Origin of the sequence: Citrobacter sp. wls827 (genome assembly GCF_005280875.1) — a bacterium.
Lineage (GTDB): Bacteria > Pseudomonadota > Gammaproteobacteria > Enterobacterales > Enterobacteriaceae > Citrobacter > Citrobacter youngae.
In genome coordinates this window covers 546,834-558,436 of sequence record NZ_SZWR01000017.1, presented here as the reverse complement: position 1 = coordinate 558,436, position 11,603 = coordinate 546,834, and the positions used below count along the sequence as shown (strand labels likewise).

The following is an 11,603-nucleotide window of genomic DNA, read 5'->3' as shown; positions in this document are numbered from 1 at the left end:
GGGCGGCTATTGGCATTTGGTTTGATGACGATGCTCGGTTTGGTAAAGTGCGCGCCAGGGAGCGGCGCTACCGCGGCCAGGGTGCCGTGTTTTTTACGCAGTTCCTCTATCGGGCCGAAGTCCAGCGCACGCAGCGGGCAGGATTCGACACAGATGGGTTTCTTACCCTCAGCAACGCGTTCATGACAGCCATCGCACTTGGTCATGTGTCCTTTGGCGGCATTGTATTGCGGCGCGCCATACGGGCAGGCCATGTGGCAATAGCGACAGCCAATGCACACATCTTCATCCACGACCACAAAACCATCTTCACGTTTGTGCATCGCGCCGCTTGGACACACCTTGGTACAGGCCGGGTCTTCACAGTGGTTGCACGCAATGGAGAGGTAGTAGGCGAAAACGTTCTGGTGCCAGACACCGTTATCTTCCTGCCAGTCACCGCCAGCGTATTCGTAAATACGGCGGAAACTGACGTCAGGCGTTAAATTTTTGAAGTCTTTGCAGGCCAGTTCGCAAGTTTTGCAACCGGTGCAACGGGCGGAGTCGATAAAAAATCCGTATTGAGTCGTCATGGGTTACACCTTACGCCTTTTCAACCTGAACGAGATTACTGTGGGATGGATTCCCCTTCGCTAACGGAGAAGGACGATGTGACGTGAGAATGTTAATAGAACCACCGTGATCGATCTGGTCACCAAACATATCAGCATTGAGCCATGCGCCTTGGCCGATGGCTGTCACGCCGGGCAAAATACGCGGTGTGACTTTCGCAGCGATCAGCATCTGACCATTGCTGTTAAACACCCGTACCGTATCGCCGTGATGAATACCACGTGAACGAGCATCGACGGGGTTAATCCAGATTTCCTGCGGGCATGCCTGTTGTAAAACATCAATGTTGCCGTAGCTTGAGTGAGTTCGCGCCTTATAGTGGAACCCGGTGAGCTGTAGCGGATACGTTTTGCGTTTGGGGTCGTCCCAGCCGTCAAAGCCTGGCGCATAAGCCGGTAGCGGATGCACAATCTCGTCTTGCTTGAGTTCCCATGTCTCGGCAATGGTGGCCAGTCTTTCAGAGTAAATCTCAATTTTCCCTGATGGCGTTTTCAACGGGTTTGCCGCAGGATCTTCGCGGAATGAACGGAAGGCAACATAGTGTTCTTCCGGGCATTTTTTCTTGAAAATACCGGTCGTTTTCATCTCTTCGTAATCCGGCATTTCCGGGTTACGTTCTTTGGTTTTGGCATGCAGATATTTCACCCACTCGTGTTGGGTGCGGCCTTCCGTGAATTTTTGATAGACGTCCGGGCCCAGGCGTTTAGCGACTTCACTTAACATCCAGTAGATGGGTTTTCGTTCAAATTTAGGTGTGGTAGCGGGTTGTCCGAGGATCACATAGCCCATATTCCCGGCGGACTCATGTGAGATGAGATCTTCCTGTTCAGTAGGCATCAGATCCGGCAGCAGGATGTCGCAGTACTTCGCCGATGCGGTCATAAAGTGCTCAATGCCGACAATCATTTCGCACTTACTGTCATCCTGTAAAACGTCATGAGTATGAGCAATATTGCCATGCTGGTTGATGAGCGTGTTACTGGCATAGCACCAGATAAACTTGATAGGCACATCCAGTTTATCTTTGCCACGTACACCGTCGCGGGTGGCTGTCATTTCAGCGCCATGATCGATAGCATCCGTCCAGGTGAACACCGATATCTGTGTTTTGACCGGGTTCTCTAACATGGAGAACCATTCAACGCCCAGATCCCAGGTCCCCTCACGCATACCGGAGTTACCGCCGTTAATTCCCACGTTTCCTGTCAAAACAGAGAGCATGGTGATTGCTCGGGCTGTCTGTTCACCGTTGGAATGGCGTTGCGGTCCCCAGCCCTGACAGATGTAAGCTGGTTTTGCCGAACCTATTTCACGCGCTAACTGGATGATTTTGTCTGCAGGGATGCTGGTAATCTGAGATGCCCATTGCGGTGTTTTGGCAATTCCGTCCGGACCGTCACCTAATATATAGGCCTTGTAGTGCGCATTACGCGGTGCGCTGGCGGGGAGAGTGGTTTCATCGTAGCCGATGCAGTATTTATCAAGGAAAGGTTTATCAATCAGATCTTCTGTGATCAGCACCCAGGCGATAGCGGCGGCCAGTGCAGCATCCGTCCCAGGGCGAATAGGCAACCATTCATCTTCACGACCTGCGGCGGTGTCGTTGTAGCGTGGATCGATAACGATCATTCTGGCATTTGACCGCTCACGTGCCTGCTCGACATACCAGGTTACGCCACCGCCGCTCATACGCGTTTCGGCTGGGTTATTACCAAACATCACAACCAGTTTTGTGTTGGCGATATCGTCGGGGCTGTTACCGTCGTTAGCACCAAACATGTATCCCATGGCGGCGCTGATTTGTGCGGTGCTGTAACTCCCGTAACGGCTTAGATAGCCACCACAGGAATTCATCAAACGGTAGGGGACGTTGGAGTTCGTGATATTACCGCCATCCACACCGGTACCGTAAAGAACGTGAACGGCTTCATTACCGTAATCATGCAAAATACGTTTCAGATTTCCGGCTACGGTATCCAGCGCTTCATCCCAACTGATACGCTCAAATTTACCTTCACCGCGTTTGCCAACGCGTTTCATCGGGTATTTGAGGCGGTCAGGGTGGTTCATACGACGGCGAATCGAACGACCACGCAAGCAGGCGCGAACCTGGTGGTTACCGTAGGTATCATCGCCGGTCGTGTCAGATTCAACCCAGTAGACTGCATCATCTTTCACATGCAGACGTAAAAGGCAACGGCTGCCGCAGTTAACCGTACAGGAACTCCAGACAGCTTTATCTTCAACAGGTTGCACTGATTGCTGTACTGCAGCAGCAGCGGCACGAATACCAAAGGGTAGTGACAGGCCTCCGGCAGCAAGTGCCAGTGAACCTATAGCCGAGGATTTCACTAACGTCCTGCGGCTAATACCTCCATATTGCTCATCTTCAGACATAACCCACTCCATTGTAATTGTCGTTATATACATTGTTTTATAACGAAATAACTAGCTTGCTAACAATGGAGTTGAGTCTACCTATTTATAGGTAAATCTTATTAATGCATATCAAACAGGAGTGACCCTCCGCGAACGGAGGGTAAAAATTTATTGCGGTTCAGCCACGTGACCGTCCTGAGAAGGGCTACTGTTTGCGGGTGCGTTACCGCTGTTAGTTCGGGTATAGAGGATCTTGTGCGTATCATTGGCACAATGACCGACCACCAGTGAATCAGGCTGATCGGCCTGGTCATTAGGAACAATATTCAACGTGAAACTGGATTCCGCGACACCATTATTAATAATGCGCTGCTCGATATCACTCTTCACGCGCTCACATGACGCGGGTGCAGCCAGGATCTGCGGGGAAGCGACCAGTAATAAGCTCGCGGCAATTCCTGCTATGTATTTCATCATCAACTCCTTTCGTGATCGACATAAACTAAGATTAGCATTTCTGGTGTAAATAACTGTATTTGCTAATATGATTGAGAATTATCTTCTTATCCCGGTGAAAAATGTGAAGAAACAGACCCTGTTAGGTTTCCTGTGTATCGTGTTGGTTGGGTGTGATAACGCCAAAGGGCTGGTGTCCTTTACGCCGGAAATGGCCAGCTTCTCCAATGAATTTGATTTTGATCCGCTGCGCGGCCCGGTGAAAGATTTTAGTCAGACGCTGCTCAACGACAAAGGCGAAGTGACTAAGCGCGTCACAGGTACACTCTCGCAGGAAGGTTGTTTTGATACGCTGGAATTGCATGATGTCGAAAATAATACGGGTATGGCGTTAGTGCTGGATGCGAACTTCTATCGGGATGCCGAAACGATGGAAAAACGGATCCGTTTACAGGGGAAATGCCAACTGGCGGAACTGCCTTCTGCGGGCGTAGTGTGGGATACCGACGATAACGGTTTTGTTGTGTCCGCCACGGGAAAAGAAATGAAGGTGCAGTACCGGTATGATGCGGAAGGCTACCCGCTCGGCAAAACCACCGTCAGTAAGGACAATACGCTGCAGGTTGAGGCTAAACCGTCAGCCGATCCATTGAAAAAACTGGATTACACGGCAGTAAGCATGCTGAACGATCATCCTTTAGGTAACGTCAAACAAACCTGTGAGTATGATTCGTATGCTAATCCGGTCAACTGCCAGCTGGTTATCGTTGACGAAAGCGTAAAGCCGGCAGTTGAGCATCATTACTCGATTGAAAACACCATTGATTACTACTAACCGTTTTTACTGAGCGGTAGGTTGTAACAGGTTGGAACCCGGTGTTTTGTGATCGGCCAGATATTGCTGTTGGAAGATACACATGCGAATGGTGTTACGATATTGGCCGTTAATAAAGAACTCATGAATCAATTCACCTTCGACCATAAAGCCAAGTTTGCGGTAGATGTGAATGGCTTTTTCGTTCTCTTTATCAACGATCAGATACAGCTTATATAAATTAAGCACGGTAAAACCGTAATCCATCGCCAGCTTTGCCGCGCGCGTTGCCAGACCTTTGCCCTGGTAATCCGGGGAAATGATGATCTGAAATTCAGCCCGGCGGTGCACATGGTTTATTTCAACCAGCTCCACCAGCCCGGCTTTCTCACCGTCACACTCGACCACAAAACGGCGTTCACTTTGGTCGTGAATGTGTTTGTCATACAGGTCTGACAGCTCAACAAACGCTTCGTAAGGTTCTTCAAACCAGTAGCGCATGACGCTGGCGTTGTTATCAAGCTGATGGACGAAACGTAAATCTTCACGCTCCAGCGGGCGCAGCTTTACACTGAGGGCGCTTGCCATATCGTATCCTTTCAATATCTTCTAATGAGCACAATGATTATGGGGCAACGGTGCGGCCAGTGCGGCGATCGAGACAACGCAGGGTGTTAGGCTCCCAATACGCATTCAGGTTCGCGCTTTGTTCGCATTTATCACGGCTATCAAAAGCAGCGTCGGCTTTGTCCCACTCTTTCTCTGTACGCTTGTTGACTTTCTGACGCAACTGACGCGTATCGTTCCACTGTTCCTTTTCCATTGCAGCCTGTTGACGACTTTGCGCACTGTCCCCGGACTCTATGACCAGTTTACTGGTTTCAGCAAATACGGAAGAGGTGTACACGGCCGCCGCCAGCGTCAGCATGGCCGTCAGACACAGGCGTTTGGTCAGTGTAATTTTCATGGCGAATTCCTTTAATGAGAAAGGGAAAAAAACGATAAAACAGGGTTAAATTCTACACTATTCCTGCGCCAGGGCATACCCACTGGGCGCATATGGATACGTTGGACATATTCTGTCGTATCATGGTTAAACCGAAGGTAACTGAATTACTTCAATGCTTAAGACAACATTACTTTTCTTCGTCACCGCGTTATGCGAAATCATTGGCTGCTTTTTACCCTGGTTCTGGCTTAAGCGTGGGGCGACGGCCTGGTTGCTGGTTCCCGCTGGGGTGTCATTAGCGCTGTTCGTCTGGTTGCTGACGCTACATCCGGCGGCGAGCGGGCGGGTATATGCCGCGTATGGTGGTGTCTACGTGGTGACTGCACTGCTCTGGTTACGCATTGTCGATGGCATAAAACTGAGCCTGTACGACTGGTCCGGCGCGTTAGTAGCACTGTGCGGGATGTTGATCATCGTTGCCGGATGGGGGCGCGCATAGCGCCTTTTTTGTGATCAGTGAGCGTTTTTTTGATCTTCATACTTGTATGGTAGTAGTTTAGTTGGGTAAATTTCCTGCATCACAAGAAGAGATGTAAGGATTAAAAAATGAAGATTGTCGGGGCTGAAGTTTTTGTTACCTGTCCAGGACGTAATTTTGTCACGCTGAAAATCACGACAGACGATGGGATCACTGGATTAGGGGATGCCACGCTTAACGGGCGTGAATTATCCGTGGCGTCCTACCTGAAAGATCATGTGTGTCCACAGCTAATTGGACGTGATGCGCATCGAATTGAGGATATCTGGCAGTTTTTCTACAAGGGGGCTTACTGGCGCCGCGGCCCGGTAACGATGTCGGCGATTTCTGCGGTGGATATGGCCCTGTGGGATATCAAAGCGAAGGCGGCGAATATGCCGTTGTACCAGTTGCTGGGGGGCGCATCACGCGAAGGCGTCATGGTGTACTGTCACACAACGGGTCATTCCATTGATGATGTGCTGGAGGATTACGCACGTCATAAAGAGATGGGATTTAAAGCGATCCGTGTACAGTGTGGTGTACCGGGAATGAAGACCACCTACGGAATGTCTAAAGGTAAAGGCCTGGCCTACGAACCTGCGACCAAAGGCCAGTGGCCGGAAGAGCAGCTGTGGTCGACGGAGAAATATCTCGATTTCACACCGAAATTGTTTGAAGCCGTCCGCAACAAATTTGGTTTTGATGAACATCTTCTGCATGACATGCATCACCGTCTGACGCCAATTGAAGCGGCTCGTTTTGGTAAGAGCATTGAACAATACCGTTTGTTCTGGATGGAAGACCCTACCCCCGCTGAAAACCAAGAGTGCTTCCGCCTGATTCGCCAGCATACGGTCACGCCGATTGCGGTAGGGGAAGTGTTCAACAGTATCTGGGACTGCAAGCAGCTTATTGAAGAACAGCTGATCGACTATATTCGCACCACTATTACCCACGCAGGCGGTATCACCGGTATGCGTCGTATTGCTGATTTTGCCTCACTTTATCAGGTACGCACGGGTTCTCATGGACCTTCCGATTTGTCGCCAGTCTGCATGGCCGCTGCGCTGCATTTCGATCTGTGGGTACCCAATTTCGGGGTGCAGGAATATATGGGGTACTCAGAACAGATGTTGGAAGTGTTCCCGCATAACTGGACCTTTGATAACGGCTACATGCATCCAGGTGACAAACCAGGGCTCGGTATTGAGTTTGACGAAAAACTTGCAGCGAAATATCCGTACGATCCCGCATATCTGCCGGTCGCCCGTCTTGAAGATGGCACGTTATGGAACTGGTAAATGTAAATTTTACGTACGAAAGATGTTGATTAACCCAATACCCTACAGAAGGTTAAACTTATGGTTAGTTCAGTCGATATTAAAAATAACGTAGATAATAAGCCCATTATTCGTCGAGTGGCTTCAGCATCCGCAATTGGTACTGCTGCTGAGTATTATGATTTTTTTGCATACGGGACAGCTGCTGTACTCTTTTTTGGTCATTTATTTTTCCCAAGTGACGATCCGTTAATAAGTACTCTCGCGGCTTTTGCTACCTATGCTGTTGGTTTCCTCGCAAGACCATTAGGAGGAATTGTCTTTGGCCATATTGGCGATAAGGTCGGGCGTAAAAAAGCACTGGTTATTACCATATTAATTGTTGGTTTGGGGACGTTCTGTATCGGGTTATTACCTACATATGAGAAAATAGGTGTATGGGCTCCAGCTTTACTTATTTTTATTCGTGTATTACAGGGATTTGGGGTTGGAGGAGAGCAAGCCGGTGCAGTACTGATGACTGCTGAATATTCTGAACCCAAACATCGTGGATTTTTTTCCAGTTGGGTTCAAATTGGTGCCCCGGTTGGTTTCCTACTGCCGTTAGCACTCTTTGCGTTGTTAAATGCCACACTTTCTCCAGAGGCAATGATGGATTACGGGTGGCGAATACCGTTCCTGTTGAGTCTGTTACTGGTTATTGTTGGGCTGTTTATCCGCTTAAAAATTGATGAGTCACCTGTCTTTGCTCAGATTAGGGAGACAAAAGCAGAAGAATCACGTCCACTCGTTGAAGTTATCCGCGATTTTCCTAGCATTGTTGTCAAGGGAGTCTGTGCGAAACTGATTGAAGCTTGCACATTTGCAATGTTCACCGTGATTGTTTTGGCTTACGGTAAGGCAAATAATCTTGATGCTAATATTTTGATGGAGACAATGATAGTTGCGGTGATAATAGAAATCATTGCCATACCGTTGATGGGGTCGCTATGCGATAAAATTGGACGTAAACCAGTCTATATTATCGGTGCGTTGCTGCAGGTCGTTATGATTATTCCTTTCTTCCTTGCGATTAATCAGGATAGTTTCTGGCTTACACAAATAGTAATGATCATGGTGCTGAGTATTGGACATAGTATGTGTTATGCACCTCAGGCTTCATACTTTCCGGAGCTTTTCCCAACGCATATTCGCTGTAGCGGAATAGCATTAATTTGGCAACTGGGGTCGCTAATAGGCAGTGGGATTCTTGGCTTAGTTGCAGTAAAAATTCTGCAAGTAACAGGTGGACATTACTATGGACTTGCAACCTATGTGATTGTACTTGGAGTTATCTCAGTTATTGGTTTGCTGATGATGCCGGAAACCGCTCCGCAAAGACTTAAGCGTGAATACCAGCAGTGGCAGAAACATTAATATTCGTTGGCGGCAGTATGCCGCCAAATTCACCGATCTTGGTATATAACTCAATAAATGATGTCATACCAATCATAGAAAGCTTAATGCAAATCAAAACATACAACCATACAGGCGTTACTCTGAGACAGTCCTGATTTCATTGATAAGTAGGTCATACAATGCAAAACAAGCTCTTAGCGGCAAAGGCTGCACTTCCTGGCTACGATCGTACAAAACTGGTTCCGCGTATTGTTCATCTGGGGTTCGGTGCTTTCCACCGTGCACACCAGGGGGTATACGCTGACATCCTGGCAGCAGATCACAATAGTGACTGGGGATACTGCGAAGTAAACCTGATTGGCGGAGAGCAGCAGATTGCTGATTTGAAACAGCAAGATAACCTGTACACCGTTGCGGAAATGTCTGCGGATGCCTGGACCGCAAGAGTTGTTGGCGTGGTTAAAAAGGCGTTGCATGCGCAGGTTGATGGTCTGGAAGCTGTACTGGCTGCGCTGTGCGAACCGCAGGTTGCGATCGTTTCCCTGACCATAACTGAGAAGGGGTATTGCCATTCTCCGGCTACCGGGCAATTGATGCTGGATAACCCGATGATTGTCGCCGACCTGCAAAACCCAAAACAGCCGAAGACGGCACCGGGTGTGGTGGTTGAAGCACTTGCACGCCGTAAAGCCGCAGGTTTAGGTGCGTTTACCGTGATGTCCTGCGACAACATGCCTGAAAACGGCCATGTGATGCGCAATGTTGTCACTGCGTATGCCCGCGCGGTGGATGCTGAGCTGGCTGCATGGATCGAACAACATGTGACGTTCCCGTCAACAATGGTTGACCGTATTGTCCCGGCGGTAACCGCAGATACGCTGGACAAAATTGAACAACTTACCGGGGTACGCGATCCGGCGGGTGTGGCATGCGAACCGTTCCGTCAGTGGGTCATTGAAGATAACTTTGTCGCAGGGCGTCCAGAGTGGGAAAAAGCCGGGGCTGAACTGGTGGCAGATGTTATCCCGTTCGAAGAGATGAAGTTGCGTATGCTTAACGGCAGCCACTCTTTCCTTGCTTACCTCGGCTACCTGGCAGGATATCAACACATCAACGACTGCATGGGTGATGAGAACTATCGTGTCGCCGCCCGCGCGTTGATGCTGCAGGAGCAAGCGCCAACATTAAAAGTGAAAGGGGTGGATCTTCAGCATTATGCCGACTTACTGATTGACCGATATAGCAACCCGGCGTTACGCCACCGTACCTGGCAGATTGCCATGGACGGTAGTCAGAAACTGCCGCAACGTATGCTTGACTCTGTGCGTTGGCATATCGTGCACGGCAGTGGTTTTGATCTGCTTGCACTCGGTGTGGCGGGTTGGATGCGCTATGTCGGGGGCGTGGATGAGCAGGGACAAGCCATTGAAATTAGCGATCCGCTGTTGCCAGTGATCCAGAAAGCGGTACAGAACAGTCACGAAGGTGAAGATCGTGTGCAGGCGCTATTGGCTATTGACGCTATTTTTGGTGACGAACTGCCACAGGTTGAACGGTTTAAAAAGCGGGTTACAGAAGCGTACCTGACTTTGCTGGCGGAAGGCGCGAAGGCAACGGTTGCAAAATATGCTGCGAAATTACTGTCAGTAAGATAACGCTTTATGTCGCCATCCGGCTTTAACGACAGCCAGATGGCGCATTGTTTTTGGCATTCACACCAATTAGTTCATGCCTAAACGAATCAGTTCGAGGGGGGCATATTTGCCTTCACATCCTTCGATTTCCACTGTTTTACCGCGGCGGATTTGCTCAGCGGTCAGGCCATCGGTGTCAATGGCTGTAATACGGCCGGTGAGTCCGGTGTCACTAATCATGACACGGCTGCCAGTGGTGATTGCGTTGCGGTTACGATCGTATGTTTTCATGGTGTTTTCTCCTTTCCAACTTACTGTCAAAGCCCGTGGGCTTTTAGTCCCACGTAACGGGCGCAATATAAATACGCTTCTCGTTAATGATTTTTTTTGTTTTCGATCAAAATCACAGCTTTTTTTATGGGGATATGCAGGAGAGGGAATTGTTCGGGGAAACTCACCTCAGTGAGAGGTGAGCTACGTATTAGTCTTCGCTAAACCAGTCGCTATTTTCCTGACGAATAAGCTGAACAGATTCGCTAATTTCCTGTAGATGCAGCATCATTGCATGCTCGACGGCATCGCCATCATGTTTTACCAGCGCTGCAAAGATATCATGGTGCTGACGAAGTAGCATTTCAGGTGGGGAGACATGATCCAGACTCATATAGCGCACACGGTCAATCGTGGCTTTAATATTCTCGACGGTGTCCCAGGCAAGCTGGCAATCAGCGATTAATGCCAGCTTCTGATGAAACTCATCATCAAGCTGGAAGAAATCGTTGAGCTGCTTACGGTCGATGGCAATGCGTTGCTGGTGCAGATTCTGTTCCAGTTGATAGCACTGGTTATCGGTGATCATCGAGGCGGCGCGGCGGGCTACGGCACACTCAATGGCCTGACGTACAAAACAGCCATTTTGCACCTGCGACAGCGAGATCTTATTCACGTAACTGCCACGTTGTGGACGGATCTGAATCAAACCGTTTTCTGCCAGTTTGATGAATGCTTCTCGTACCGGCTGGCGAGACACGTTAAAGCGTACGGAAACCTCTTTCTCCGACAATGGCGTACCAGGTGCAATCAGACAATGCACGATATCGCTGCGAAGAATACGGTAAATCTGTTGATTTACCGGCTGTGTAGGGTTGAGCTGCGTTTCTACGGTCATTCATTCTTACTTATTAGAGAGTTAACCCGGCTATTTTATCACTTATCGAGCGCTTTCTATACCCGGCACAAGGCCGGGTATCTCATTTAGCTTCGATGCACGCTAAGCCCGGCAAAAGACTGGGTGACTGGCATCATCTCAAGGGTATTGATGTTGACATGAGCCGGTAACGAAGCAACCCACCATACAGCTTCAGTGACATCCTGCGGAGTCAGTGCAGTGGTATTTTCGTAGGTTTTACCTGCTTTATCATCGTCGCCTTTGAAACGCACATTAGAGAACTCGGTACCGCCAACCAGTCCGGGTTCAATGTCGGTAACGCGGATCGCCGTGCCGTGTAAGTCTGTACGCAGGTTCAGACTAAACTGACGAACAAACGCTTTGGTTGCACCA

General features: G+C 49.2%; 12 protein-coding genes and 1 pseudogene. 5 read left to right on the top strand and 8 right to left on the bottom strand.

The window, feature by feature from the left end:
• From FDX03_RS13230 to FDX03_RS13220, 3 genes are all read right to left on the bottom strand, one after another.
• Window positions 1-572: DMSO/selenate family reductase complex B subunit (locus FDX03_RS13230; RefSeq protein WP_137346025.1), on the bottom strand; the 572-nt coding region annotated here is incomplete at its 3' end.
• 10 nt (window positions 573-582) lie between these two features.
• The gene (ynfF, locus tag FDX03_RS13225; protein ID WP_086523672.1) at window positions 583-3,021 is read right to left on the bottom strand and encodes a selenate/tellurate reductase subunit YnfF; all 2,439 of its coding nucleotides are present in this window, start codon (window positions 3,019-3,021) and stop codon (window positions 583-585) included.
• A 138-nt stretch (window positions 3,022-3,159) separates the two neighbouring features.
• On the bottom strand, window positions 3,160-3,468 hold the full coding sequence (locus FDX03_RS13220) for a DUF1161 domain-containing protein (protein ID WP_086523673.1): 309 nt from the start codon (window positions 3,466-3,468) through the stop codon (window positions 3,160-3,162).
• A 103-nt stretch (window positions 3,469-3,571) separates the two neighbouring features.
• Between FDX03_RS13220 and FDX03_RS13215 the strand changes: the two genes are divergently transcribed.
• Complete coding sequence (locus FDX03_RS13215; RefSeq protein ID WP_082193773.1) at window positions 3,572-4,282, top strand: YnfC family lipoprotein; 711 nt, start codon at window positions 3,572-3,574, stop codon at window positions 4,280-4,282.
• Between the two features lie 6 nt (window positions 4,283-4,288).
• Here FDX03_RS13215 and speG read toward each other — a convergent pair whose 3' ends face one another.
• Together speG and FDX03_RS13205 are read right to left on the bottom strand one after the other, a co-directional pair.
• Window positions 4,289-4,849: a spermidine N1-acetyltransferase gene (gene speG / locus FDX03_RS13210; protein WP_101743063.1), complete on the bottom strand. Its 561-nt coding sequence runs from the start codon at window positions 4,847-4,849 to the stop codon at window positions 4,289-4,291.
• 37 nt (window positions 4,850-4,886) lie between these two features.
• Window positions 4,887-5,228: a DUF1283 family protein gene (locus FDX03_RS13205; RefSeq protein ID WP_048211710.1), complete on the bottom strand. Its 342-nt coding sequence runs from the start codon at window positions 5,226-5,228 to the stop codon at window positions 4,887-4,889.
• A gap of 154 nt (window positions 5,229-5,382) precedes the next feature.
• On the opposite strand from FDX03_RS13205, the gene FDX03_RS13200 reads away from it, so the two are divergent.
• The 4 genes from FDX03_RS13200 to FDX03_RS13185 all read left to right on the top strand — a co-directional run bounded on the left by FDX03_RS13200 (window position 5,383) and on the right by FDX03_RS13185 (window position 10,063).
• Window positions 5,383-5,709 carry a YnfA family protein gene (locus FDX03_RS13200; protein WP_137346024.1) on the top strand — a complete coding sequence of 109 codons (327 nt, stop codon included), beginning with the start codon at window positions 5,383-5,385 and terminating at the stop codon, window positions 5,707-5,709.
• A gap of 107 nt (window positions 5,710-5,816) precedes the next feature.
• Window positions 5,817-7,031, top strand: a complete 1,215-nt coding sequence (gene rspA, locus FDX03_RS13195; RefSeq protein ID WP_048211709.1) for a starvation-sensing protein RspA — start codon at window positions 5,817-5,819, stop codon at window positions 7,029-7,031.
• A gap of 60 nt (window positions 7,032-7,091) precedes the next feature.
• Window positions 7,092-8,426 (top strand): MFS transporter, encoded by a 1,335-nt coding sequence (locus tag FDX03_RS13190; RefSeq protein WP_137346023.1) that lies wholly within the window; start codon window positions 7,092-7,094, stop codon window positions 8,424-8,426.
• Window positions 8,427-8,587: 161 nt separating this feature from the next.
• Window positions 8,588-10,063, top strand: a complete 1,476-nt coding sequence (locus tag FDX03_RS13185; protein ID WP_061067875.1) for a mannitol dehydrogenase family protein — start codon at window positions 8,588-8,590, stop codon at window positions 10,061-10,063.
• 66 nt (window positions 10,064-10,129) lie between these two features.
• On the opposite strand, the gene ydfZ is transcribed toward FDX03_RS13185, so the two are convergent.
• The 3 genes and pseudogenes from ydfZ to FDX03_RS23355 form a co-directional block, all read right to left on the bottom strand.
• On the bottom strand, window positions 10,130-10,333 hold the full coding sequence (gene ydfZ / locus FDX03_RS13180) for a putative selenium delivery protein YdfZ (RefSeq protein ID WP_003032393.1): 204 nt from the start codon (window positions 10,331-10,333) through the stop codon (window positions 10,130-10,132).
• 190 nt (window positions 10,334-10,523) lie between these two features.
• Entirely contained in the window at window positions 10,524-11,210 is a 687-nt protein-coding gene (locus FDX03_RS13175; protein WP_048211706.1) for a GntR family transcriptional regulator, read from the bottom strand.
• A gap of 86 nt (window positions 11,211-11,296) precedes the next feature.
• Window positions 11,297-11,603: pseudogene (locus FDX03_RS23355) on the bottom strand (NADP-dependent 3-hydroxy acid dehydrogenase); the annotation flags it as partial.